Raw genomic sequence first — 23,844 nt, 5'->3', positions numbered from 1 at the left:
CTCGCTATCGCGCACCTTGTACGCAGGCGTCAGCGACCGGCTCCGGCTCGTCCAGGAGGACACCGGTCTCCGCATCCAGCTCCGGGTTCCGCGCCTCCCGCGCGCTACGGGCGACCCGAACGGCCAACACGCCGAGGAAGGCGAGGGCGGACCACACATAGACGTTCCCGAGGATGTGCTGCCACCACGACCAGTCCAGCTCGTGATTCCCGCCCCGGGGCATCCACCACTGCGGCGCCAGGACGAACATCAGCATCACCACGACACCCCAGCCGAGCCGGGCATCCCGGTACTTCCATAGAGCGCCGGCCAGCAGCACCGCCGCGGGCGCGATCCACACCCAGTGGTGCGACCAGGAGACGGGTGAGATCGACAACTGCGTCGCACCCACCGCGATCAGCGCGGCCAGGTCCTTCCCGTTCCCTCGCGCACCTCGAACGACGAACCAGGTCACCGCCACGACCAGCAGGCTCGTCCCGAGCCACGCCACGGTTTCGGTGCCAGCGGGCAGCCCGAGCCGGTGCAGCACGCCCCGGAGCGACTGGTTGGCGGTGTAGGCCAGGCCGCCGATCCGGCTGGGATCCAGCAAAGCGCCGAACCAGTACGCCACCGTGTCCCGCGGGGCGAGAACCCATCCGAGAAGCCCGCAGGCGACGAACGTCGCCGCGGCGGTCAGCACCGGTTTCCACTGGCGACGCGGCAGGAAGAACAGGACGAACACCGCGGGAGTGAGCTTGATGGCGGCCGCTACGCCGATCAGCATGCCGCGCGGCCACCGAGTTCTCGGCAACAGGCAGTCGAGCGCGATCAGACCCATCAGGATCAGGTTGATCTGCCCGAACGACAAGGTCTCGCGAACCGGCTCGAACGCGAGGCCGACGGCCGCAATGGCCAACCCGATCCCGTAGCCGGGCCGAAGGCCAACCCGCGAGGCCGCCAGCACGCATGTGGCGGCGAGAGCGGCGAAACCCGCCAGGGTCAGCAGGAGGAGCGCCACCGATGACGGCACGAGTGCGAGCACGCTGAACAGCACCGCTGCCAGCGGCGGGTAGGTGAATGCCAGCTGCGGCCCGTGCAGCGGTGCCGGAAACCCGGGCGCGTACAGCGGGATGTCCCGCAGCCACGCCTCCCCGCCCACGCGGTAAACCTGGAGGTCGACGGCGCCGATTCCACCGGAAACCAGCCCCCAGAGAAGCACCAACGGCAGCGGGCTGGCACATGCGGCCAACAACCAGAGACCGGACACGAGCCGTTTCCGGCCGTCGTTATTCTGCTGCACCTGTGGGATCCGCGTAGTCACCAAAGACTCCAGATTCATCTCGCCGGGCGAACACCGGACGACCGACACACCATCACGCGCACGTTCTCCTTCGCACCAACAACCGAAGCCGGAGAAGATCTCGGGACACGCGGCACGACGCCGCGGTCCCGAGCCGAAAGCCGAACCTCGTCCGGCCCTCGTCGGCTACGGCCGCAGACGGATCAGGTGTTTCGTGCGGCACCGGTCACTTTCACACCCGACAGATGCTCGCCAAGAGATCTTCCACCCCCGAAGATCCCGCACGACATTCCACCCCCTGATCGCGGCGGGGCCCGGTGTTGGCCATCCATACACCGGGTTCTTGCCCGCACCCGTGCTCCGCGTTCACGGGACGGGACATGACGGGCACCACATTCGGCGGCGATCGCCGGCCGGCCACGGTTGTTGCCGGCAGTGACCCCGAGGCATGAATATGGCACCCCCTGAGCAATCGACGCTAGCAGTAGCCACTGTTCACACGGAGACGCGGTTCGATCGACTGTGGCAAAACTCACCAAGAAAGGACACGGTACGGCCACGATCACATGACAGATCGCTAACAGAATCCGCGCCACGGGAAATGGTTGCGGCGAAGCTCTCAGGAATGTCTACCTGCGATCTGACAGATAATCCGGTTCATTTGTGCGAATCTTAGCTGGGCGGATCGGCGCACATTCCACGGCCAGGTGCGCGGTCAGAGCCGCACGGTGGGCAGGTCGGCGGAACGGGCCTGCTCCTCCCGCCGCAGGACGACGGTATCCGCCGACTCGTCAGCGGACTCGTCCCCAACCGATGTGTGCCTCCCGCCCTTGGCTTCCCGGCGGAGCACAACAGTGTCGGCAGACGAGGTCGCACCGTCCATCGGCTCCTCGTCCGAGGCTGCGGGCGAGCTGCCCTGCTCGTCCTCGGTGGTCGAGGTCGTGTCGGACGTTGCGGTCGTGCTCTTGGCAGGCTTGTCCTCCAGCTCGCGATCCGACGCAGCCCGCCCGGTGTCCGAGTCCTGTCCCGGTGCGCCGGCGGAGGTGTCCTCCGGCCCCTCGCGCACCGCTTCATCCGGACGGTCCGTGCCATCCGGACTGTCCCCGACATCGGAACGGCGACTGGACACCGTGTCCACCAGAACAGTGTCCTTTATGGACGGATGAGCCGGCTCGCGGCGGAGCACCACGGTGTCCGCGCCGCTGGTGGCCTCGGGAAGCACATGCTGTGATGGCTCCGGGCTCACACCGTCTTCCGTGCCCTGTGCACTGGCCGAGGTGGAGATGTCGTCCGCGGTCTCGCCGGTCTCGTCACACAGGTCCAGCGAGCCCGTCGTGGGCAACTGGCCCTCGGGGGTGGGCTGTTGGCTCGCTCGGGTCTCGTTGCCGGAATTGGGCGCACCAACGGAACTCTCGTCCCCGTCCAGCGGAGACACTCCCGTCCCCACCGCATCCGTCGACCCCGTCGGCTGTGCGGGCACACTCTCCCGGTCCTGCCGAGGTACCGGCGTCCACTCGCTGCTACCGGCGGGGTATGCGTTCTCCCGAGGGTTCGGCAACGGCTGGTCCACCCAGGACTCGCCGAACGTATCCCGGTCCGGCTCCGTAGCCCGCTGCCGGCGCGCAGGCAGCCGCGCGCGAGCCAAGGCCGGTCCACCACGGCCCAGCGCGTGTGGGTCGGCGGCAGCATTCCGGGCCCGTCGTACCCGCACCACCACCGTCAGCAGCGCCAGCGGGACGAGAACGAGGAGACTCGCCGCGAGGACGCGTGGCATGCGGACGGGCCCGACCTCGACGTCCGCCCACAGACCGCCCTCGGCCGGATTCCCGTCGCCCTCGAACAGCCCGCTCCGCCCGGGCGTTCCCAGCGGGTTCTCCGGCACCGTCGGCACCTCGGCCCGCACGGCCTCCAGGGGACGCACCACCCCGAAGCCGGTGGCGTCATCACGTCCGGGCGGACCAACGTCCTGGGCCGTGCGCACCAGCCTGTTCACCACGTTGGCCGCGTCCAGGTCCGGGTGGGCCGCCCGCACCAGGGCGGCGGCACCAGAGACCAGGGCGGTCGCCGAGCTGGTCCCGTCGGTGATCGCATAGCCACTGACGAACCGGGACGGGGGCGCCGTGCTGATGATGTCCGTCGCGGGCGCGGCGATCGCCACCTGCGGCCCGTGCCCGGACCGGCTCCAGGGCTGCCCGTCGCGGTCCAGGCCGGCCACGGTCAGCACACCGGGGACGTTGCCCGGCGCGGCCACCTTGTTGCCGGTGCGCTCGGCGTTGCCGGCGGCGGCAACCACCACCACGTCCTGGGACAGGGCGTACTCGACAGCGGCCACGACATCCGCCGGGGTCTCGCCGGCACCGCCGAGCGAGAGGTTGATGACCTTGGCACCGTGATCGGTGGCGTAACGGATCGCCTCGGCCAGGTGCGCCAACCACTGCTCGCTCTCGCTCGGCAGCGCCAACGGCAACAGCTTGGCCTGCGGTGCCACGCCGAGGAGGAGATTCGGCCCACCGCCACGGCCGGCGATCAGCCCGGCCATCGCCGTGCCGTGGCCGTTCTGGCCGCGGTCGTGCCGGCCACCGTCGGTTCCCTCGGCGCCGAACACCGCACCCGGCAGGACCTGCCCGGTGAGCGCGGGATGGCCCGCCTCGACACCGGAGTCGATCACCGCCACGACGACGCCCTCGCCCCGGCTGATCCGGTGGGCGGTGCGAACGTCCAGGGTGTCCAGGTACCACTGCCGGTCGCGGATCCCCGGGTCGGCCGCCACACCCGGCGCGACCAGCAGACACAACAACGTGAGCGCGGTGATCCCCGCGCGGAGACTGACGCGAGCCAGGGCTCGCTTCGTCAGCGGCTTCGGCATCGGCGGCCTGAATCCCCCGGAAGAGTGATTGCCGGGGAATGGTAGTGCCTCTGTCCAGCCGGCGTTCAGATGTTGGGCCGTACCACCAGAACCGGACAGCGCGCGTGCCGCACGCACTGGTCGGCCACGGACCCCAGGACGAGCCCGGAGAAGCCGCCCCGGCCGCGGTGGCCGACCACCAACAGGTCGGCGTTGTCGGTGGCGGAGATGAGCCCCTGCGGCGAGGGCGAGTGCACCACGTGCACCTCGACCGGAACCCCGGGGCTGGGCCCGACGTGCTCGGTGACCAGTTCCTCGGTGCACCGCTCCAGGTAGCCGGCGTACTCCTGCAGGGTCGGCACCGCCCCACCCGGGGTGTCCGGGGGCCGGGGCGCGGTGCGCAGCGTCCACGCCCGCACCACGTGCAGCGTGCAGCCACGCAGCCGGGCCTCCTCCAGCGCCGCGCGCAGGGCGCGCAGCGAGGACCGTGAGCCGTCGACCCCGACCACCACGCCGCCGGCGACGTCGGCCCGCTCCACCAGCTGCTGCTCCCGCACATCTCCACGGAAACCCCGCCCGGCCGAGTTGTCGAGTCGAACCCGCCGAACGTCCGCCCCGCCCCACCCCGACCGGGGGAGGTGTTCCGCGCCACGACGAAGTGAGACCCTGGGACCCGGGCGCCTCACTCCCACGGACACGTTCGTCTCACGGAAGCCATCGATCGTGCTACTGGGTCCAGTCCATCGGGCGGCGCGGTGGTTCGTCGAACCGTCGCCCCGCCGGGAGGAGGCACATGTTCGTCCGCATCGCGGTCCGGCGCGTGTGCGCCCGGTCGGAATGAGCCTTTCCGACCGCCGGGTAACCGATGCGGGACGACGGGAAAGACCACGACGAGGCGTGCCGGACGGGCACTGGTGCGTGTCCGGCCGAACGGCGGACCGATGACCAGGCAACTCGGGCTCGGGCCGGACCACAACCGACACGTGGCCCAGGCGCGGCGGCCGCCGGTTGCTCCACGCCGGCCGCCGGAGCGGATCCTCCCCATGTGCCCGCGGGTCGAGCCGCTTCCGGAACTGGACTGGGCGATGGCGGTCGACCCGGGTGCACCGGCGGTGCACGCGTCATGTCCGCTGGAGCGCCGCCGAGCCTGGGTGCACACCGGTGAGGAGCACCAGGTGCTGGGCCTGTATGACGACACCGCCCGTTTGGTCGGGACGTGCGACGTTCCCTGGTGGGTGCGGGCGGTGGCGGAGGGGCGCCTGGGCTCGCGCGCGGAGGGCTTCGAGTTCGAGGACGCGGTCCACGCGTTGCTCACCGAGCGGCAGGGTTGGGTGTTCGTGCCCTGGGTGCGGGACGGCGAGGATCCGTACTGGGAGTTCGAGCCCTCGGAGCCGGAGCAGGTGGGCGGGCACCCCACGACGATGGCCCTGACCTGTGAGCACGACGGATGGCTCGACGTGCTCCCGCCGGGAAACACCGAGGAGCGGCTCCCCCTGGACGGGGTCGCGGGCCTGGCCGGGCGACTGCCCGAGATCGAGACGTGGCGGGCGGACCTCCCTCGTCCGCGGACATGACCTCGTACGCAGGTGAGGTGAGGAAACCTCCGGCACGCTCGTGACATCTGCGCGAGCCGATGGCGATGGTTCCTGAGCGGACCAGGGGCCAACCCGTGGAGAGCACGTCTCTTCCGCTCACTCGGTCCTCAGAAGAGCAACGCTTCAACCTGACCGGCCCAAGGCCACTGGATGCCGGACCCGGCACGCAAGGCAGCGCTGGGTGCGGGGTCACGGCACGCCGCTTCCCCTTACCGCACACCGCAAACCAGCACCGCCGGCTCAGGCCCGCTGCGCTTCGGCAGCCACCCGCTCCCGCCGGTGGTCCGGTTCCGGCACCTGCAGCGGCCGCACCTCGATGCGAACCGGCACCGGCTCCCTGCGCTGCCGTGGCACCGGCGGCACCACCGGTGGCACCGGGAAGCTGCGACGGATCCGGTCCGTCGTGCGGCGGCACCGCCACACCCGGTACGGGTCGCGGAGCAGCCGCGCCAGCCCGAACGCGGCCACGCCCATGACCATCAACCCCAACAACAGCACGTCGATACGTGCCACCAGCTGCCCGACCAGTGTCAGCACGTGATCACCCCGACCCGACGCCGCGCCGTCCTCACCCCTAGGACGTCACTCGATCGGGTTAGGTTGCGTCGCTAGCCGCTACTCCTCGTCGCCAACTTGGGCTCGTAGCTCGGCCAGCTTCCGCCGGGTCCGCCGGCGGGAGCCCAACAGCAGCTCCGTCAGCGTGAACACCACCACCGCGATCAGGGCACCGGCCAGGCTCGCACCCCGAAAGGCCGGCGCCTCGACGTCCATGATCCGTTCGCCGGCGTGCGCGGCGCTGCCCCCGCCGAGCACCACGGTCAGCGTCAGCAGGTTGGGCACGGCCAGCCCGAGCGCCAGCAGCCCGAGCAGCCCCCTGGCCTGCCACGTCGTCGCCCTGCGGATCGCGAGCCACAGCACGACCAGCGGCAGCAGCGTGAACACGAAGCCCAGCGTCAGGCCGAGCCAGGTGCCCGTGGTGAACCGCTGCCGCACCACGTCCCCGATGGTCATCGCCCACCACCGCGGCAGGAACGCCACGAGCAACAGGTAGGCGAGGAAGACCGCGAAGAATGCCAGCACTCCCACCAGGAGCCAACGGAGCCAGATCCGCCCCGCCGGGGCACCCGGCCCACCGGTCCCCCGTGCTGCTCCCGGGCGGCCCGCCCCACCCGGCGCCGCCTGCTGGCCCATGTCCTGATGTTGGCACCACGGAATGCGTTCCGCCCGCTCATCGGGGTTTTCCCATCGAACGGAGGACCCTGCGGACCGGCCGACAGCGCTCGACGAGTCCACCATGGACCGTCCCATGGGCGACCACGGCGCTTTTCCTTGCCCAGCCGGCTGATTCGCGCCCCAGCCGCCCGGTGATCCCCGCGACCGGGCCGCCCGGACCGCCCCGGCCGGTCCGGATGCTCCTCCTGGCGGCCACCGACCGCGGGCCCCACCGCGCCCGACCCGCACCGCGCCGCCCGAAGGCCCGGCCGCCACCGTTCCCGAGTGAACCGCTTCCAACCCCGCCCAACCGAGGCGACCAGCGCGTTTGGCACAGTCTCCAGCCATGGAAACGCCCTCCGGCCAGCAACCGTTCCTGCGCACCGTGGTCAGCTACGTGCAGCGTGGTGAGCGCATGACCACGGGCCAGCAACGCGCGTGGGACCAGTACTGGAACGACCTCGGCAACGAGGTGTCGGCGCTGCCGGAGGGGCCGCTGGACACCGACGCGTGGTTCGGTCGCACCGCACCGGTGCTGCTGGAGATCGGCTCGGGCATGGGCGAGGCCACCGCACAGCTCGCCGCCGCGGCGCCCGAGCTCAACTACCTGGCCGTCGAGGTCTACAAGCCCGGTCTCGCACAGCTGCTGCTGCGCGGGGAGAAGCTGGGGTTGACCAACCTGCGGCTGCTGCGCGGCGACGCCATCGACCTGCTGGAGGAACACATCGCTCCCGGCTCCCTCGCCGGTATCCGGATCTTCTTCCCCGACCCCTGGCCGAAGAAGCGGCACCACAAGCGTCGCCTGGTACAGCCGAAGTTTGTGGCGCTCGCGGCCTCCCGCCTCGCGCCCGGCGCCGACCTGCACCTGGCCACCGACTGGGAGCACTACGCCGAGCAGATGCGGGCGGTGTGCGAGGCGGAACCGCTACTGCGTAACCGGTATGCCGACCGTCCCGGAGGGTGGGCGCCACGCCCGGAGTGGCGGCCGGTCACCAAGTTCGAGAACCGCGCCCATGCCGAGGGTCGGGTCTCACACGACCTCGTTTTCGGACGCGTTCCAGTCGACAAGAACGGCGGTATGTCAGATACGCTGCGCGGGTAGTCCACTACCGCTAGTTATGAGGACGGCTCGCGTTGGGCAGCGAACGACTGAACGGCAGCCGCAAGCGCATCGTGCTCGACACCGATCCCGGTGTCGACGACGCACTCGCGATCCTCTACCTGGCCGCCCATCCGGGGGCCGAGATCATGGCCGTGGGCAGTGTCCACGGCAACGTACGCGCACCCGTGGCCGCGGAGAACGCGGTGCGGGTCCTGGAACTTGTCGGTCTCACCGAGGTCCCGGTCGCCGTCGGCGCCCGGCGACCGCTCTCCCAGGCGCTGCGCACCGCCGAGTTCGTCCACGGTGAGGACGGTCTGGGCGGCGCCGCCGGACCGCCGCCGTGGCGGCGTCCGGTGGTGGAGTCGGCGGCCGAGCAGATCGTGCGGCTGGCCCGGCAGCATCCGGGAGAGCTGTCGCTGCTCGCGCTGGGACCGCTGACGAACGTGGCGCTGGCGTTGATGTTGGAGCCGCGACTGCCGTACCTGCTGCGGGAGGTCGTGTGCATGGGCGGGGCGTTCGACGCCCCGGGCAACATCAATGCGCACGCCGAAGCCAACGTGTGGCACGACCCGGAGGCCGCGGAGCTGGTGCTCTCCGGCGGGTTCGAGCTCCGGCTGGTGCCGCTGGACGTGACCGAGCGGGCCTGGGCGGGTTCGACGTGGTTCGAGACGGTGACCGGGCACGACACCCCGCTCGCGCGGTTCGCCAGCGCCATCTCCCGGCACTACGTCGACGTCTACAGCTCACTGCTCAAGGACGTGCGGGGCGAGCGGGGCTGCCTGCTGCACGACCCGCTGGCCGCGGCGATCCTGATGGACCCGTCGATGGCGACCTACGAGGAGTACCGGGTGATGGTCGAGCTGACCGGCACCCACTCCCGTGGCGCCACCCTGGTCGACCGCCGGGGCTTCGTGTTGCCGGGCACCGAGCAGCACCGCCGGCGGCCGGTCCGCGTCGCGGTCACCGCCGACGTGCCGGTGATGCTGGAGAAGATGCAGCAGGCGCTGGTCGCCGTCGAGCAGGAGCCGGTACACGTTTCCTAGAGCGAGGTGACGGGCGAAGCGAGCATCGCCACGCAGCGACGAGGCGGCGGCGAAACCCGAGGGCAAGCAATCGGACACGGTGCGCCACCCGGACGGTCGGTCGGAGGCCGTCCGGGCCGTACCGTCCGTGTGGAAATTGCCCGTACGAGTGAGTGCGGGCGGCCGAGAAGTCCGCTCACTCCAGCGATCTCCGCTCACACCGGCGCCGGGCTAGGTTCAGCGGACGTGACGGCACCTCATGACCAGGTGATCCCCCTCCCCGATTCACCATCCTCGGACGCGGCCGTGGATCTTGCTGCGGCCGAGGAGTTTCTTCGCCTGTTCCACGCCGAACATCCCGAGGCCGGATCGATGTCTGCCCGGCTGGGCGAGGTGCGTGCCGAAATCGGCGAGACCGGCAGCTACCGGCACACCGGACCGGAGCTGACTTTCGGCGCGCGTATGGCGTTACGCGAGATCTCCCCGTGCACCACGCGGTTACCGTGGCGCGCGCTGCGCGTCCGCGATCTGCGCCGGGTGCGCAACGCCGCCGCTGTCGCCGACGCGTGTTTCGAGCACCTGCGCGTGGCCAGCACGGGACGCCGGGTGTTGCCGGTGGTCACGGTGTTCGCGCCGGACACCCCGCGCCGGCCCGGCCCGTGCCTGTGGAACGAGCAGTTGGTGCGGTACGCGGGCTACCGCCAGGCGGACGGCTCGGTGGTGGGCGACGCCCGCTACGCCGGCTTCACCGAGGCGGTGCGCCGGCTCGGCTGGCGGCCACCGTCCAGACGTGGCCGGTTCGACCTGCTCCCGCTGGTCGTGGAAACCGTGGAGGAGGGGCCGCGGTGCTTCCCGGTGCCCCGGGACGTGGTGGTGGAGGTGCGGCTGACGCACCCCGAGCTGCCGTGGTTCGCCAAGCTGGGCCTGCGGTGGCACGCGGTGCCTGCGGTGGCCAACATGCGGTTGGTCGTCGGCGGGGTGAGCTACCCGGCCGCTCCGTTCAACGGCTGGTTCGTGGACAGCGAGATCAGCGCCGGCTGCCTGGCCGCCGACGACCGGTACCGGGCCGCCCGCGAGGTGGCCGCCCGGCTGCGGCTGGACACCTCCACCGAGCGGACGCTGTGGCGGGACCGCGCGTTGTTGGAGATCAACAGCGCCGTACTGCACTCCTTCGACGCCGCCGGGGTGACCGTCAGCGATCACCACACCGAGGCGCAGCGCCTGCTGACCCAGCTCCGCGGCCGGCCGCCGTGGGGGCGGCAGCCGCTGGAGCCGCCGGGTGGCCGGCCGGCCTACGTGCTGGACCTTCACGCGGCGGCCCGCGGGTTGCGGGGTGGGCCAACCCGGTTCGGGGAGCCGGCCGCGCGGCCGGAGGGTGGCGCCGAGGCGGCGGCCTCGACCGGCACCGCCGCGCACGGCTGGTTGATCGGCGCGGTCCGCCGACGTCTCGGGGCCTGACGCGAACGAACCCAGCCGGCGGCAGGAGGTCTGGACGCGCGTTCGCCCCGGCCTGCCCTGGCCGCGAGAAGACTGGGGGCACCGGTGTGGGGTAAGGCGGAGCGTGTCCGGCGTGCCGCCGCGGCAACGAGCCCCGCGCGGGTGTTTGGCGGTGCCGCTCGCGGTTGGAGCCGGCCACCGTCCGGAATGCCGCCCAGCGGTGTCGAACTGCTCGGTTCCGGGCTTCGCTGCGCGCGTCACCGCCGCCTGGCGATGCTCGCTTCGCCCGTCACCTCGCGGTCTCCCCTCGGTCGATGTCGGCCAGAGCAATCATTACCGGGCGGCCGCGTGAACCGCCTGCCGCCCGACGTCACGTCACCGCGCGGGACGCCCCTTGCCCGCGGTCAGCACGCCGGCCAAGGTCATCCCGAGCAACACGAGAATCCCCAGACCCGCCAGGATCCAGCTCACGATCACGGTGAGCATCGCTCTGCCCTCCCAAGGTCCCCCAATGTCCTCCCAGGTTGACGCCGTGATCCCCGGAAATGGATCGGCCATCGGAGCGGACTTGGGGGGCCATTCGGCTGACAGGCCGTGGTTGCGTCCCTGCCCGGACGTTCGCCCGGTTTGTCGGTTGCCACGCCGTTCATCCGTTCGGTCGGCACGACCCAGCCCATCGACTGGTCCGTCCGGGCGACGCCCCACGTACCGTGCTATGACGTGGAGAGCACCCTCACCGGCTGGCGGGCCCTGGCTCGCCGCCAGTGGCCGGTCGCCCTCGCCGTGGCCACCCTCGTCGTCATCGAGCACACCTACGCCTACGACCCCCAGTGGTGGTCGCTCCCGGGTGCGGTGCTGCTCGGCGGGCTGGCGGTGGTGGCACCGCGCCAGCCGTTCGACGCCGCTCTCGTCGGCGCGGTCACGATCGTGGGCTCGTCACTGCTACTGCGGGTCGCCCACATCGAGCTGCCGGTGACCTTCCTCGGCGTGCTCACCCCGTCGGAGAGCCTCGCCACAATGGCGCTGATCGCCTACGTCGTCCGCCAGACGTCCCGGCCGCGCGCGCTCCTCAGCGGCGCCGCGCTCGTCGCCGCCTCGCTGCTCACCTACCTGCTGCGCGAGCGGCAGCGCTACGACTTCGGCACCCTCGACGGGCCGCAGCAGCCGTTGTACGAGCCGCTGCTCAGCGACCTGCTCCTGCTGGCGGTGGCGGTCGGTACCGGTCTGTACTTCCGCGCCCGGGACGGCGACCGGCGGCGGGTGGTGACCACGGCGGTGATGGGTGCGCGCCAGGCCGAACGCATCGCGCTCGCCCGGGAGCTGCACGACGTGGTCGCGCACCACGTCACCGGGATGGTGGTGCACGCCCAGGCCGCCCGGCTGGTCGCCGAGCAGGACCCGGCGACGGCGGCCCGCTCGCTGGACCTCATTGCGCACAGCGGTACCGAGGCGTTGGCCGCGATGCGACGGCTGGTCAGCACGTTGCGGCAGGCGGAGCGCACCACCGGTGCGAGCGGGGCGGCCGCGGCCGGGGAGGCCACCACCGACCTGGCCGCCGACCTGCGCCGGGTCGTCGAGCAGGCGTCCGCGGTGGGCGCGCCGGTACATCTGCTGGTGCGGTTGCCGGAGCGGGTCCGCCCGGAGCTGGCCCGCTCGGTGCTCCGTCTGGTGCAGGAGTCGCTGACCAACACGCGCAAGCACGCACACGACGTGACCGCGATCCGGGTGGAGGTCACCCATCACGCGGGGGTGCTGCGGGTGGCGGTCGCCGATGACGGGCAGCCGACAAGGCACGATCGGGAGGAACCGGTGGGCGGCTCGGGCGGGTTCGGGCTCGTCGGCATGCGGGAGCGGGTGCAGCTGCTCGACGGGTCGTTCTACGCCGGGCCGGGGCCGGACGGGGGCTGGCTGGTCAGCGCGGAGCTGCCGTTGCGGGAAGGGGAGTCGTGACGATCCGGGTGCTCATCGCCGACGACCAGGAGATGGTGCGGGTCGGGTTCCGCATGATCCTGGAGTCACAGCCGGACATCGAGGTGGTCGCCGACGTGCCCGACGGGGTCAGCGCGGTGCAGCGCGCCCGCGAGCTGCGGCCGGACGTGTGCCTGGTGGACATCCGCATGCCCGGTCTCGACGGGCTGGAGGTGACCCGTCGGCTGGCCGGCCCGGGGGTGGCCGACCCGCTGAAGGTCGTCGTCGTCACCACGTTCGACCTGGACGAGTACGTGCACACCGCGCTGACCAACGGCGCCTCCGGCTTCCTGCTCAAGGATGCGGGCCCCACGTTGCTGGTGGAGGCGGTACGCGCGGCCGTGCGCGGTGACGCGTTGGTCTCGCCGCAGATCACCGTGCGGCTGCTGCGGCACTTTGCCCGGCCGGGGCCCGTGCGCGCGCAGGCGCCGAACGAGCCGCTGACCGATCGGGAGCTGGAAGTGGTGCGGGCCGCGGCACGCGGGCTGACGAACACCGAGATCGGGGCCGAGCTGTTCCTGTCGCTGTCGACGGTGAAGACCCACCTGGCGTCGGTGCAGGCCAAGCTGGGCGCTCGGAACCGGGTCGAGGTCGCCGCGTGGGCGTGGCGGTCCGGGCTGATGGACCAGGGCTGAAACCAGGCTGGGGACCACCGCGAGGGCGCAGGGCGTTCGTGGCGCCGCCGCGACCAGCGCGGGTGGCACGAGCGGCTGTCGGGGACGCGGGGCGTGCTCGACGAAAGGGCCCGATCGGGCCAGGGGGAGGACGACGCCGGGGGTACGAATCGGCTGATGCCGATCTCGGCCGGACGACGGCCGGCACCGACCGATCGGCCGAGTGATCCGGCGGCGCACGGCCACACCCTGGGGTCATGAGCTCCAGAACCCGCGTCCTGATCGTGGTGTGTTGCGCCGCCGTCCTCATCCCGTTGGCCGGCGGGTTGTTGTGGCGGGTCGCGAGCGCCCGCGGCGGGCCGCCGGTGCGGCAGGCGGACGCCCAGATGGAGCGGGTGGGAACCACCGACACCGGGGTACGGCTCCGCCTGCTGGAGACGGTCCGGGTCGGCCCGCGGCTGGCCGAGCAGGTGGTGCCGGCGGACACGGTGGTCACCGCGCCGGAGTCGGTGACCGGGTCCGGTGCGGGTGCGCTGCGCTGTCGGCTGCGGATCACCGCGCAGGCCGGGGAACTGCCCAAGATCGAAGTGACCAGCTGCCACGCCCGTTCGGCGGGGTCAGCGGACAACTAGACACAGCGGGCGAGACGAGCGCCTCGACCTTTCCACACAATCTGGGCTTGGACAGTTCTTCGCCCCTACCTGGTCGCCACCTCACGCTAGCCCAGGTGGCGGACACATCCGGTCGCCTTCGTGCGAGGATCGGCCGTATGGCGACCCCTGTTCGGCTGCATGCGCCCGTCGTCCTGCCGTGCGACCCGGACTGCACGGTGCTGCGCGACGCGGTGGTGGACATCGACGAGGCAGGCCGCGTCGTCCACTGCGGGCCGCTGGCCGGGGCACCGGAGCGGCCGGCCGGCGCGACCGTGCACCGGTGCTCCGGGATCCTCATGCCCGGCCTGGTCAACACACACGCCCACACCCCGATGACGGTGCTGCGCGGGCTCGGTGGCGACCTCCCGCTGCTGCGCTGGCTCAACGAGGCGATCTGGCCCGCCGAGGCGCGGATGGTGGCCGACGACGCCTATGCCGGCATGCGGCTGGGCTGCGTGGAGATGCTGCGCGCCGGGGTCACGACGAGCGCCGAGTCGTATTTCTTCCCCGAGCGCATCGCCGACGCCGCGCTCGAGGTTGGCTTCCGCTCCGTGATCGGGCGGGCGATTCTCGACCTGCCCGGGATGGACTCAGGCGGTTGGCGTCAGCAGGTCGGCGAGATCAGCGAGTGGATCGACCGGGTCGGGCTGCGCTTCGGCCCCGGTGAGCTCGTCGAGATCTCCTACGCACCGCACTCGGCCTACACCGTGTCGCCGGAGGCGCTGCGGGCGGTGGCCGGGGCGGCCCGTGAGCGCGGGGCACTGGTGCAGATCCACGTGGCGGAGTCGCTCGACGAGGACCGCAGCCAACGGGAGCGGTACGGCTCGGTGCCGCGGCTGCTCGACGAGGTCGGCCTACTCGGGTGTCGCCTGGTGGGCGCGCACTGCGTGCACATGTCCGACTCCGACATCGAGCTGTTCGCCCGGACCGGCGCGGGCGTGTCGCACTGCCCGGGCTCCAACGGCAAGCTCGCCTCGGGGATGGCCCGGCTGACCGACATGGTGCGGGCCGGGGTCCGGGTCGGCCTGGGCACGGACGGCCCGGCCAGCAACGACGACCTGAACCTGTGGCAGGACGCCCGGTTCGCCGCGCTGCTGGCCCGGGTGAACAACCATGACGCGGTGGCGATCTCGGCGGGTCAAGCCTTGCTGCTGGCGACGCGGGGCGGCGCGGCCGCGCTGCAGCGGGACGACATCGGCGCCCTGGAACCGGGCCGGTGGGCGGACGTGGTGCACCTCGGCGCCGACGACACCGCGTTCGTGGCCGGCTTGGACGTGCCGGACGCGGAGCTGCTGGCGAACCTGTTCTGGGCGGCCGGTGCCCGTGCGGTGCGGGACGTCTGGGTCGCGGGTGAGCAGGTGCTGGCCGAGGGTGTGCCCAGCCGGGTGGACGTCGACGAGGTGCGGGGCAAGGCCCGTGCCGCGTCCCTGCGCCTGCGTGGCTGATCGGGGCCTGTTGTCGGGCCTCTCAGCGCCTTCTGACGAGCTTCTTGGCGGCCCCGCACATCTGTCAGCGGCTGCGCATCCGGTCACGCCGCCTTCTGCCTCGCATCAGCGGGCGAGCGACAAGGCGTCATGTCGGTGCATCGATGTGTCGACATGTGCCTTGTCGGTGTTCAGGTGGCCTTTGGTTCCCGTGCGGCGCGCCGTGATGCCACCGCCTTCCGCCGGTGGACCTGAACGAATCCCACCGTGACGAAGAGGAGGCCGGCGGGCAGGAGCACCGCAGGCGCGTGCGATGCGACGTGCCCGCGTTGCAGCGACTCGGGCGGCTCGTAGGTCGCCCTCCCCTTGCAGTTGACCTCGGCACGCCCGGAGAACCAGGCCACGACGTGTCCCCGCATGCCCCAGTGACTGCGAGGGAAGGTCGGCCGCTCCGCGACCACGTCCCGCGTCTCGCCGGATTCCGGGCTGATGACGCAGCTGGTGTCGTGGTGCGACCGGAGTGCGAAGACCTCGCCCTCGCCCACCTCGATCGTGATCGATCCGTGGACGGGCACGTGCTCACGGCCCAGCACGATCACTCCGAACGGGGTGAAGAACGCCACCGCCAACGCGAAGCACACCGCACCGAGCACGAACCAGCGCAGGGCTCGCGGCGCCCGGCGGCCGGCGGGTGGGACCGGACGACGCACGCTCGGAGACGCTACTACCGCGCCTGGCCCGGCCGGATGACCACCTCGGTGACGTGGGCGTCCCGGGAGGCGGTCACGGCGGAGACGACCGCGGCGGCCACCGACTCGGGCCGCAGGTACTGGCCGGGGTCGAACTCGCCGCCCTCCTGCTCGCGCACGGACCGCTGCATGTCCGTGGCGGTGCGGCCGGGGTGCACCGAGGTGACCCGGATGCCGTGCTCGGCCTCCTCGGCGCGCAGCACGTCGCCGAAGGCGCGCAGGGCGAACTTGCTGGCCGCGTAGGCGCCCCAGTTCGGGTTGGCGCGCAGGCCCGAGCCGGAGTTGAGCAGGACCACGTGGCCGTGGGAGGCACGGAGCGCGGGCAGTAGAAGGCGGGTCAGCTCGACGACCGCGACCAGGTTGACCTCCATCGTGCGCCGCCATACCTCGGCCGGGGTCTCCTCGATGGTGCCCAGCTCGGCCAGGCCGGCGCTGTGCACCAGCACGTCCAGCCGCTCGATGCCGGTCGTGGTTGCGGCGAGCGCGGTGAAGTCGGTCAGGTCCACCGGCCACGGGCGGGCCGAGCGCAGCTCGCCGGCAAGCTCGTCCAGCCGGGCCCGGTCGCGACCACCCAGCAGGAGGTCGTGCGTGGGGGCGAGGGCGTGCGCGACGGCGCTGCCGATACCGCGAGTAGCACCGGTGACCAGGGCGATCGGACGAGAGGACATGCCCCGAACCTAACGCCCACCGTGGCCGACCACAGAACGGGCTCCGATCTCCCGCACCCACGGTGGTCGCGGTCACTGCGACAAACCCCGTGCGGCCAGGTGCCGGTCAGTGCTGCGGGCGCTGCGCTTTCCGGGGTGGGGAATCGAGCCTGCGGAGCAGGTGGTCGCGGGCGTCGGCATCACCTGGGCCGTCCCGTTTCGCCAGTTGTTCGGCGACATGCTGGCGGTGGTTGGCGTCGACGTTCCCGCCGTACTTGAACTTCCCGCGGATCTCGGTCACGCGGAGGTGGAGACCACGAATGCCGTTCAGCACCCTGTCGTGTGCGGCGGGGTCGACCAGTCCGCCCTCGGGGTCGAGGCGTTCGAGCTGGCTGCGAAGGATTTCCGCCTTTTCGGCGAAGTCGTCGACGATGCGCGCGCGACACACCAGTTGCACCGCCGCGTAGTAGGTGGTCGGGACGCCGTAGGCCGGGTCTTCGTCGAGTTCGGGCAGTTTCTTCCATGCGCCGGGGATGAAGGCCCAGTCACCGGTGACCGCGAGCAGGACGATCGGGTTCTCTTCGATCGGATGCCAGACCGGGTTGGGACGAGCCAGGTGGAGCAGCACGGTCTCGTCGTCGGCGAGCAGGAACTGGGTCGGCACCACCACGGGCACGTCACGGCCCCGTCCGACGGCGATCAGCTGCCCGAACTCGTTGTGCCGCACGAAGTCGAGGGCTTCGGCGTCGTCCACGCTGTCCCAGGGCTGGATCAGCATCGTGGCCTCCAGCGTCGGAGCCTGACGAGGCTGGGTTGCTCGGCTCCGGGCCTCGCTGCGCGCCTTACCGGCGCGATGCTCGCTTCACCCGTCACCTCGTAGTGCGAGACCTTAACTGCTCGGCGCCGTTGCGCACTGCTCAGCAAAGGAAGTCTCCGGGCCAGCGGTACCAGGGATCACGGCCGAAGCCGACCAGCGTGCCCAGCGTGGCGTTGTCATCGCAGGGGAGGCAGGTGTAGCCACTGAGATCCGTCGGCTCCACGCCGTCGTCGAGCCGGTAGACCGCCGAGGGGTGGGTTTCGGCCAGCACCGCCGTTGTCTCCCTGGTAGCCCCGTTGCGTCGCCAGAGCGTGCCGTCGGGTATCGCGATCTCCCACCAGCCGCCGAATCTGGTACAGCTGCCCGGTTGGTCGAGCTGACCGAGCACGGTACCGACCCTGGCCAGCCTGCCCGGTTCCGACCCGACAAGGAGCACGCAGGAACCGGTGGCGCCAACCACCGTGGCGGTGGTCGCGGACCGAACGGCGTCCACCGATTCGGGGCGTCCGGTGACCACGACCAGCTCGGCGGGCGCCATCTCGGCCACCGCCTCGTGCGGTGGTCTGGAAAACACGTGGAGCGGCGTGGAGAGGTCCAGCAGGTCGGTGAGGACGGCGGCGAGTTCCCGCAGCTGGTTGGTCTGCTCGGGGTGACCGGCCACCCCGGTGGGAAGGCCGCACAGGGCAAACGGCAGTGCCCTGCGGATCAGGTGGACCGCGTGGCCGTGCCGGGGCAGCAGGCTCAGCACCGGCGCCAGCCCCGGCCATCGGGGGCGGCCGGTCCGGGCGTGGCCGGCCGCGGCCAGCACACGCCGAGCCGCCCAGTTCAGGGTGAGGGCGAACTCCCTGGCGAGAACGGTGCTCCACTCCCGCGGTGGGATTCGCGGGTCGCGGAGCGCCACGGCCACGTCGGTGGGGACTCCGTCCTCGACCAAGGCCGCGAGCCGCTTCACCCACGCCATGGAGGGGCGATGTCGGGCCGGGACGAGGTGTCCCACCTCGGAGAGGTTCGGGCTGCTAACCGTCGACATGCCAGCCGACCCGTTGCAGGACCGCGGCATCACCGTGGCGGTAGTGCCGCCAGATGCCGTCCAGGAAACTCCAGGCCAGCTGCGGGACGATGGCCGCCGCGGCGACCGACTCGGGGCCGACCTCGTAGCGGTCGGTGAGCAGGGTCAGCAGCTCGTGGCTGTCGTCGCCGTGACCGAGCTTGGTGTCCTCGAGGTCGTGCTGGCGCATCGCGGCCACCACGGGCATGCACTCGGGTAGCGCGCCGAACAGCACGCGGTAGAAGCCCTCGTGCCGCTCGCCCAGTCCGTGCTCACTGGTGCCGAGCGACCGCTGGAGGAAAGCCAGCGCCAGCACGTAACCCTTCCAATCCCGCTGGCTCAGCTCGCGCAGGGTGCCGAGGAAGGCCACCGTGGTCGGCAGCGGCCGCATCGCGGCGACGGGCAGGTCCTGGTACCGGTCCCCGCGACCGGTCTCGATGCCGTTGCGGAACATGCTGCCGTGGTCGAACTCCTCGGTGAGGTGCCTGACCAGTTCCGCGCGCACAACCGGGTCGGGACAGGCCGAGAGTGCCGCGCCGGCGTGCTGCCAGATCCCGGCCACGTAGTGGTAGTTCTCGACCATCCAGCCGTAGACGAGGGGGAACGTGGTGCGTTGGGACAGCTCGCTCCACAACTGGTGGCCGTCGATCGCGGTCAACCACCCGTCGACGATCTTCTCCAGTTCCTCGGCGCTGTCGCCGCGGTCCAGGTCACGGGCGGCGCGAGCGACGAAGTTCTTTGCGGTTTCCGCAATCCCGGTCGAGTCGGCGTCGACCACCTTGCCGCTGAAGGCGTAGGCGACGGCCAGACTTCGGCGTACGCCCGGCTTTTCGCTGAGTGGACCATGGGCGAAGGACCGGTAGACCTCGGCCGGCCACACGGGAAGCCCGTCGGTCTCGCCGCCGTACCTGCGCGCCGCGCCGGCCAGCCGGAGGCGCGGCAGGGTGGTGACCAAGTCGCCAGCCAGTCCTGACTCGAAGGTGTCGAGCCAGCGCACGATCATCTCGGCGACCAGGGTGGCGGCGTTGAGCCAGTCGGCCAGTTCGGCGACCGGGACGACCTTGGCCGCGTGGATCGCGTCGCGCCAGTTCGAGCCGTGGCCGAGGCCGAGGTCGGTCTCGACGTGCTCGAAGATCGCCCTGACCGCTTCGGCGGGGAGCATTCCGCGTTCGACGAGGTGTTCGTGCCACCCGGTGACCGCGGCCTTGTCGCCCGCCGTGAACTCCAGCAGGCCCGAACAGATCGCGGCGGCGAGGGGACCGTAGGCGGCGACGGTCCGCATGAGGTGGATCCACTCGACGGTGACCGGTGAGGGGCGTGCCTCGCGGACCAGGTCGCGGGGGCAACCGAGTTCGGCCAGGCCGTTCTCGAAGAACCTGTCGTGGTCGGCTTCCTCGACGACGTGGTGTGCCTGCAGGCGCACCAGCTCCGAGGGGCGGAAGGCATCGGTGATCCCGCTGGCCATGCGGAACGGTGCCGCGGCCAGGTAGTGCCGGCTCTCCAGGAGGTAGGAATAGAGCGCCTCCTGCCCTTCGGCGTCCCGGAACCGCTGCCACACCGGGTGGCCGTAGATGAATTCGAGGCACGCCTCGTACTGCGCCTCGACGATGGCCTCGACCTCGGCGGCGGGTAAGCACCGGTCGGCGCGGCCAAGGTTGATCGGCCGGGCGAGCGTGCCCGCAAGCCTGGGATCGTCCGCCGCCGAAAGCGCCACCTCGGTGTTGTCCACCAGAAGGCTGTACTCCTCGCTCAACACACGTGCCTGGGAAAGAAACGGAACGGTTCGCCGAAGACCCGCCATTCGTGCTCCTCAGAATTCGTGCGGTCGGCCGCAGCTGGTCGACAACCCCAAGTTCTCCGGGCGGGCGGCGGGGCCGGCCGTTCCGCCCCTGGGCCATCGCGGGGGCGCCGGAGCCGCACGGTGCGGCTCCGGCGCCTGCCGAGGACTTTCGATCACTCGACGACGCCGGCGCGGAGCGCGCTGGCCGCGGCCTCGGAACGCGCCGCGATCTCGGCCAGCTCCTGCAGCTCCTCGACAGAGATCTTCTCGCCCACGAACTTCACCTCCCCTCCTTGCGGATAACGGGGAACATTCGGTGGACGCAGGGGTTCCATTGATTCCGGAGAAAAAGAAACTCCCCAGGCGTCACCCATTACGCCCACTCGCCCGAGTGTTCGCGGCACCCAGCCGGCCGTCAAGGGACCCGACCTCCCGTTCACCCCAATGCCGCAGCATTACCCGGCGGACCATTGCGGAGCGTCATGTGGGCACGTCGGTCCAGATACTTTTGCCCTCCGAATGATGCTGCTGCCACCCCAACGGGATCCGTTAAGGTGACGCGAGTTTCTCGACCTGTTTGGAGACCAACAGGACATTCGGGGGAGCACATGGCGCCGGGGTCGAGCCTGTCGAGCCTGCGTTTCCGGCTGCTGTGGGCGGGGCAGAGCGTGTCCGTCCTCGGGGACGGCGCCGCGGTGCTCGCGGTGCCGTTGCTGGTGCTGCGGGCGACCGACAGCGTCCTGGCGACGGCATTGGTGGTGGCGTCCCGGACGGCGGCGTACCTGGTGGTCGGGCTGGTCGCCGGTGCGCTCGTGGACCGCTGGGACGTGCGGCGGGTACTGATCGTCTCGGACGCCCTGCGTGCGGTCTCGTTCGTTCTACTGCCCGCGGTGGTGTTGCTGCCGGCGGGTGGGTGGCTCGTGCTCGGCGTGGCGTTCGGCGCCTCGTCCGCGGGGGTGTTCTTCGAGACCGCGATCGCGATCGCGGTGAAGGACAGCCTGGCGCCGAAGGACCTGGTGGCGGGCAACGCGCGGCTCGAACTCAGCAACCAGCTCGGCCTCCTCGTCGGTCCCGCGGCAATCGGGGTCGCGCTGGCGTCACTGGGGGTGGAAACGTGCCTTTACATCAATGCCGCGACGTTTGCCGTTTCCGCACTCACGATCGTCCCGTTGCGTTTCGGCCGCACGGAGCGGAATACCGCGGGCGGTTCCAAGATTTGGCGCGACATGATGTCGGGCGTTCGGTACATCAGATCGAGCCAGATCATCGCGAATATCGTGTCGCTGCAGGTCGTCATCAATTTCGTGGTCGCCGTCGAGGTCCTGATCGTTGTTTACGCGACGCGCGGACTGCAGGCGAGCCCGACCTGGGTGGGAATCATCCTGTCGGCGGCAGGTGTCGGCGGGCTCGTGGCGATGACCGTCGCGCGGTGGGCAGCCAACCGGTTCGCCTCGGAGCGGCTCATCGCCTGGTCGGTGATTGCTCTTGGCTTCTCGTTGCTGGCCATGGCGTTGGCGCGGAACGCGGTTCAGCTGTGCGTGGTGAACGCTGTGCACGGTGCGCTCTCCGTGCTGGCGACGGTGAACATCCGGGCGGTGCGGCAGCGGGTCGTGCCGCGCGAGCTTCTCGGGAGGGTGACCGCGAGCGCCCGGTCGGCGGCGATGGCGGCGCATCCCTTCGGCGCGGCACTGTTTGGAGTGCTGGCGCAGGCGGCGGACGGCAACGCCCGTTGGGCGTTCCTGACGGCAGCGGTGCTCAGCCTGCTGAGTGCGGTGGTTGCCTACCGAGGACTCCTGCGGACGGCACGGACTGATGCCGGAACACCCGAGAAGGCACCGGAAGGCTGACCACTAGTCCAAGCCGAGAAGCACTGGATCGAGGAGTGCTGCGGGTGTCTGCGAACGGGCCACCTCGATACCATCGGCAACCTTCATCAGGCACCGCACACACGGCATCCCCTCCGTAGTCTGCTCCACTAGGCCACGGTCGACCTCAACCCCGCACATAGTCGCGAGAGGCTGCTCATCAGGTGCAGGGAAGGCATGCACCTGGCTGCGAGACCGGCTGCCCGGCACACGCACCAGCCAGAACTCAAGCGCGCTCACGACGCACCTGCCCAACGGCCGGGCGACGGAGCGTGCCAGGCATGCTCGTGGCCAGCCGGACTCGTACCCGACGAGCACGCAACGGAGCCATCCTGCGATCCCACTCGGCGGCCTCATCCGGCGTCATCAGCTGCCACACCCGCACGTTCATCGCGCCTACCTCCCTGTGCTGCCTGGCCGGAGGCGACGCTAAGAGGGCTCACGGGCAGGACGGGGTATACCTGATCACCCTGCCCGGAGGGGTTCAGTTTGTACCCCTAGACCGGAACCTGGATCTTCATCGCCAGCTCGGCCGCGTCGGCGCGGACCGTGCTTCCACCCTTGGCCGCGAGGTCTGCCACCACCGGCCGAGCGAACAGGTTGAACCGAACCGTGTCGGGCGACTCCTCGTGTGCCTTGGTCAGCATGCGCAGGGTGGCCAGGTGCTCTCCTCGCAGGTGGTACCCGCGGGCAGTCTCGATCATGTGGAAGCTGCGGCGCGTTGCCGACGGCATCGTGGCCAGGTCGATTCGGTCCGCCTGCCGCACGGCTTCGCCACCCTTCATCAGGTCGGCATTGATGGTGATTGCGTAGGCATCGACCATTCCGGGGCCAAAGATCAGGTAGGGGTGGGCGTAGCCATCACCAAGCGTGCGAGCAGCCTTGGATGCCTTGTCCCAGTGGTGCCAGGCGTCGCCCTCCCGGCCGAGCTTGGCATGGGAGAGGGCGATTGCCAGATGAAGGAGGCCCCATCGCACCAGGTGTTCTGGGCCGGTCTCCGGGCGCAGCGTCCCGGCCGCACGTGTCGCCAGCTCCACGCGCGCCTCATGGCGCTGGCCGGCGTCCCGGAACACGTGGTTGAGATACCAGGCCGTGACCGCAATGGCTTCGGGATCGTCGGCGTCCTGCGCCGCGGTCATCGCCCGATCGCCGGTCAGGTGCACCAGTTCGGGCACCGGTTGGAAGCTCAGGAACAGTTGGGCGAGGTGGTATATCTCGGCCAGCGCACGCAGGCCGCGGCGGCGCTCGGCACCTTCCATACGCCGCACGGTTGCGGGAGCCGTACGCAGTAGCCCGGGTAGCAGCACCCCGATCGCGGTGCGCTGCCGTCGCGAGCCGTGCCACAGCTCCCATGCCTGCCACACCTGGGACGCCAGGGTGTCGGCCGACATCGGTTCGCTGGACTCGGCGCTGAGCGGGAAGGTGGCCAGCGCGTCGGCGACCTTGTCCAACGAGTCGTGGCGTTCCTTGGTGAAGCTTGCGGCCGACAGCTTCTGCTCCCCGGTGAGTTCCGCAAGGTCGTCCACCCGCAGCACCTCGGCGATCCGGATCAGCATGGGCAGCCGTGGGGGGAGCAGCCGCCCGGTCTCGATCCCCTTCACCCATTCCGCAGACTTGCCGACCAAGCCACCCAGAACCGGCCGGGACAGCCCCTCCTGTTGGCGGAAGTACTGGATTCGCTTCCCCACAGGCAGATCCGGGTCGAGCGGAGCTGACACCGACCTCACCCCTTCGCCGCGTCCCCTCCGCTAGGCCCTCGACATACGCTCAGCGGAGAGGTATCACCG

21 protein-coding genes are annotated in these 23,844 nt (G+C 70.9%); 9 read left to right on the top strand and 12 right to left on the bottom strand.

Annotated elements, in window-relative coordinates; genetic code table 11:
* Positions 1-4: 4 nt before the first annotated feature.
* The 3 genes from IEY55_RS20580 to IEY55_RS20570 form a co-directional block, all read right to left on the bottom strand.
* On the bottom strand, positions 5-1,300 hold the full coding sequence (locus IEY55_RS20580) for a glycosyltransferase 87 family protein (protein WP_189060134.1): 1,296 nt from the start codon (positions 1,298-1,300) through the stop codon (positions 5-7).
* 694 nt (positions 1,301-1,994) lie between these two features.
* Positions 1,995-4,145 carry a S8 family serine peptidase gene (locus IEY55_RS20575; protein WP_189060133.1) on the bottom strand — a complete coding sequence of 717 codons (2,151 nt, stop codon included), beginning with the start codon at positions 4,143-4,145 and terminating at the stop codon, positions 1,995-1,997.
* 65 nt (positions 4,146-4,210) lie between these two features.
* Positions 4,211-4,681 carry a universal stress protein gene (locus IEY55_RS20570; RefSeq protein WP_229686586.1) on the bottom strand — a complete coding sequence of 157 codons (471 nt, stop codon included), beginning with the start codon at positions 4,679-4,681 and terminating at the stop codon, positions 4,211-4,213.
* 384 nt (positions 4,682-5,065) lie between these two features.
* On the opposite strand from IEY55_RS20570, the gene IEY55_RS20565 reads away from it, so the two are divergent.
* On the top strand, positions 5,066-5,698 hold the full coding sequence (locus IEY55_RS20565; protein WP_229686585.1) for a hypothetical protein: 633 nt from the start codon (positions 5,066-5,068) through the stop codon (positions 5,696-5,698).
* 261 nt (positions 5,699-5,959) lie between these two features.
* Here the strand turns inward: IEY55_RS20565 and IEY55_RS20560 are convergent, their stop codons facing one another.
* The gene (locus tag IEY55_RS20560) at positions 5,960-6,256 is read right to left on the bottom strand and encodes a hypothetical protein (protein WP_189060132.1); all 297 of its coding nucleotides are present in this window, start codon (positions 6,254-6,256) and stop codon (positions 5,960-5,962) included.
* Between the two features lie 78 nt (positions 6,257-6,334).
* Positions 6,335-6,910: a hypothetical protein gene (locus IEY55_RS20555; RefSeq protein WP_189060131.1), complete on the bottom strand. Its 576-nt coding sequence runs from the start codon at positions 6,908-6,910 to the stop codon at positions 6,335-6,337.
* 367 nt (positions 6,911-7,277) lie between these two features.
* On the opposite strand from IEY55_RS20555, the gene trmB reads away from it, so the two are divergent.
* The 7 genes from trmB (at position 7,278) to IEY55_RS20520 (ending at position 15,172) form a co-directional block, all read left to right on the top strand.
* Positions 7,278-8,033 (top strand): tRNA (guanosine(46)-N7)-methyltransferase TrmB, encoded by a 756-nt coding sequence (gene trmB / locus IEY55_RS20550; protein ID WP_189060130.1) that lies wholly within the window; start codon positions 7,278-7,280, stop codon positions 8,031-8,033.
* Positions 8,034-8,065: 32 nt separating this feature from the next.
* Positions 8,066-9,076: a nucleoside hydrolase gene (locus IEY55_RS20545; protein ID WP_229686584.1), complete on the top strand. Its 1,011-nt coding sequence runs from the start codon at positions 8,066-8,068 to the stop codon at positions 9,074-9,076.
* Positions 9,077-9,301: 225 nt separating this feature from the next.
* A complete protein-coding gene (locus IEY55_RS20540; protein WP_189060129.1) occupies positions 9,302-10,513 on the top strand; it encodes a nitric oxide synthase oxygenase in 1,212 nt (403 codons plus the stop codon).
* Between the two features lie 699 nt (positions 10,514-11,212).
* Positions 11,213-12,442, top strand: coding sequence for a sensor histidine kinase (locus IEY55_RS20535; protein WP_189060128.1), 1,230 nt, complete (start codon positions 11,213-11,215; stop codon positions 12,440-12,442).
* On the top strand, positions 12,439-13,095 hold the full coding sequence (locus IEY55_RS20530; protein WP_268239336.1) for a response regulator: 657 nt from the start codon (positions 12,439-12,441) through the stop codon (positions 13,093-13,095). Before IEY55_RS20535 ends, IEY55_RS20530 begins: the two co-directional genes overlap by 4 nt.
* A gap of 236 nt (positions 13,096-13,331) precedes the next feature.
* On the top strand, positions 13,332-13,706 hold the full coding sequence (locus tag IEY55_RS20525; RefSeq protein ID WP_189060127.1) for a hypothetical protein: 375 nt from the start codon (positions 13,332-13,334) through the stop codon (positions 13,704-13,706).
* Positions 13,707-13,843: 137 nt separating this feature from the next.
* Positions 13,844-15,172: an amidohydrolase family protein gene (locus IEY55_RS20520; RefSeq protein WP_189060126.1), complete on the top strand. Its 1,329-nt coding sequence runs from the start codon at positions 13,844-13,846 to the stop codon at positions 15,170-15,172.
* Positions 15,173-15,342: 170 nt separating this feature from the next.
* Here IEY55_RS20520 and IEY55_RS20515 read toward each other — a convergent pair whose 3' ends face one another.
* The 5 genes from IEY55_RS20515 to IEY55_RS20495 all read right to left on the bottom strand — a co-directional run bounded on the left by IEY55_RS20515 (position 15,343) and on the right by IEY55_RS20495 (position 20,213).
* Positions 15,343-15,861 (bottom strand): hypothetical protein, encoded by a 519-nt coding sequence (locus tag IEY55_RS20515; RefSeq protein WP_189060125.1) that lies wholly within the window; start codon positions 15,859-15,861, stop codon positions 15,343-15,345.
* A gap of 14 nt (positions 15,862-15,875) precedes the next feature.
* The gene (locus tag IEY55_RS20510) at positions 15,876-16,568 is read right to left on the bottom strand and encodes an SDR family oxidoreductase (protein WP_189060124.1); all 693 of its coding nucleotides are present in this window, start codon (positions 16,566-16,568) and stop codon (positions 15,876-15,878) included.
* 106 nt (positions 16,569-16,674) lie between these two features.
* The gene (locus IEY55_RS20505; protein WP_189060123.1) at positions 16,675-17,325 is read right to left on the bottom strand and encodes an FMN-binding negative transcriptional regulator; all 651 of its coding nucleotides are present in this window, start codon (positions 17,323-17,325) and stop codon (positions 16,675-16,677) included.
* Between the two features lie 139 nt (positions 17,326-17,464).
* Positions 17,465-18,394, bottom strand: a complete 930-nt coding sequence (locus tag IEY55_RS20500; RefSeq protein WP_189060122.1) for a hypothetical protein — start codon at positions 18,392-18,394, stop codon at positions 17,465-17,467.
* Positions 18,381-20,213: a hypothetical protein gene (locus tag IEY55_RS20495; protein WP_189060121.1), complete on the bottom strand. Its 1,833-nt coding sequence runs from the start codon at positions 20,211-20,213 to the stop codon at positions 18,381-18,383. Before IEY55_RS20495 ends, IEY55_RS20500 begins: the two co-directional genes overlap by 14 nt.
* Positions 20,214-20,800: 587 nt before the next feature.
* Between IEY55_RS20495 and IEY55_RS20490 the strand changes: the two genes are divergently transcribed.
* Complete coding sequence (locus IEY55_RS20490; protein ID WP_189060120.1) at positions 20,801-22,039, top strand: MFS transporter; 1,239 nt, start codon at positions 20,801-20,803, stop codon at positions 22,037-22,039.
* Between the two features lie 244 nt (positions 22,040-22,283).
* On the opposite strand, the gene IEY55_RS20485 is transcribed toward IEY55_RS20490, so the two are convergent.
* Both IEY55_RS20485 and IEY55_RS20480 read right to left on the bottom strand, forming a co-directional pair.
* On the bottom strand, positions 22,284-22,448 hold the full coding sequence (locus IEY55_RS20485; protein WP_189060119.1) for a hypothetical protein: 165 nt from the start codon (positions 22,446-22,448) through the stop codon (positions 22,284-22,286).
* A gap of 106 nt (positions 22,449-22,554) precedes the next feature.
* Entirely contained in the window at positions 22,555-23,775 is a 1,221-nt protein-coding gene (locus IEY55_RS20480) for a helix-turn-helix domain-containing protein (protein ID WP_189060118.1), read from the bottom strand.
* Between the last annotated feature and the right edge of the window lie 69 nt (positions 23,776-23,844).

It is taken from the genome of Longimycelium tulufanense, assembly GCF_014645795.1.
Lineage (GTDB): Bacteria > Actinomycetota > Actinomycetes > Mycobacteriales > Pseudonocardiaceae > Longimycelium > Longimycelium tulufanense.
This window is presented reverse-complemented; position numbering and strand designations above follow the sequence as displayed.

Excerpts from the sequence above, each read along its gene's own strand:
- IEY55_RS20525 (WP_189060127.1), top strand. The coding sequence starts at position 13,332 with ATGAGCTCCAGAACCCGCGTCCTGATCGTGGTGTGTTGCGCCGCCGTC.
- IEY55_RS20505 (WP_189060123.1), bottom strand. The coding sequence starts at position 17,325 with ATGCTGATCCAGCCCTGGGACAGCGTGGACGACGCCGAAGCCCTCGAC.
- IEY55_RS20555 (WP_189060131.1), bottom strand. The coding sequence starts at position 6,910 with ATGGGCCAGCAGGCGGCGCCGGGTGGGGCGGGCCGCCCGGGAGCAGCA.
- IEY55_RS20485 (WP_189060119.1), bottom strand. The coding sequence starts at position 22,448 with ATGAACGTGCGGGTGTGGCAGCTGATGACGCCGGATGAGGCCGCCGAG.
- IEY55_RS20565 (WP_229686585.1), top strand. The coding sequence starts at position 5,066 with ATGACCAGGCAACTCGGGCTCGGGCCGGACCACAACCGACACGTGGCC.
- IEY55_RS20575 (WP_189060133.1), bottom strand. The coding sequence starts at position 4,145 with ATGCCGAAGCCGCTGACGAAGCGAGCCCTGGCTCGCGTCAGTCTCCGC.
- IEY55_RS20500 (WP_189060122.1), bottom strand. The coding sequence starts at position 18,394 with ATGTCGACGGTTAGCAGCCCGAACCTCTCCGAGGTGGGACACCTCGTC.
- IEY55_RS20490 (WP_189060120.1), top strand. The coding sequence starts at position 20,801 with ATGGCGCCGGGGTCGAGCCTGTCGAGCCTGCGTTTCCGGCTGCTGTGG.
- IEY55_RS20510 (WP_189060124.1), bottom strand. The coding sequence starts at position 16,568 with ATGTCCTCTCGTCCGATCGCCCTGGTCACCGGTGCTACTCGCGGTATC.
- IEY55_RS20520 (WP_189060126.1), top strand. The coding sequence starts at position 13,844 with ATGGCGACCCCTGTTCGGCTGCATGCGCCCGTCGTCCTGCCGTGCGAC.
- trmB (WP_189060130.1), top strand. The coding sequence starts at position 7,278 with ATGGAAACGCCCTCCGGCCAGCAACCGTTCCTGCGCACCGTGGTCAGC.
- IEY55_RS20495 (WP_189060121.1), bottom strand. The coding sequence starts at position 20,213 with ATGGCGGGTCTTCGGCGAACCGTTCCGTTTCTTTCCCAGGCACGTGTG.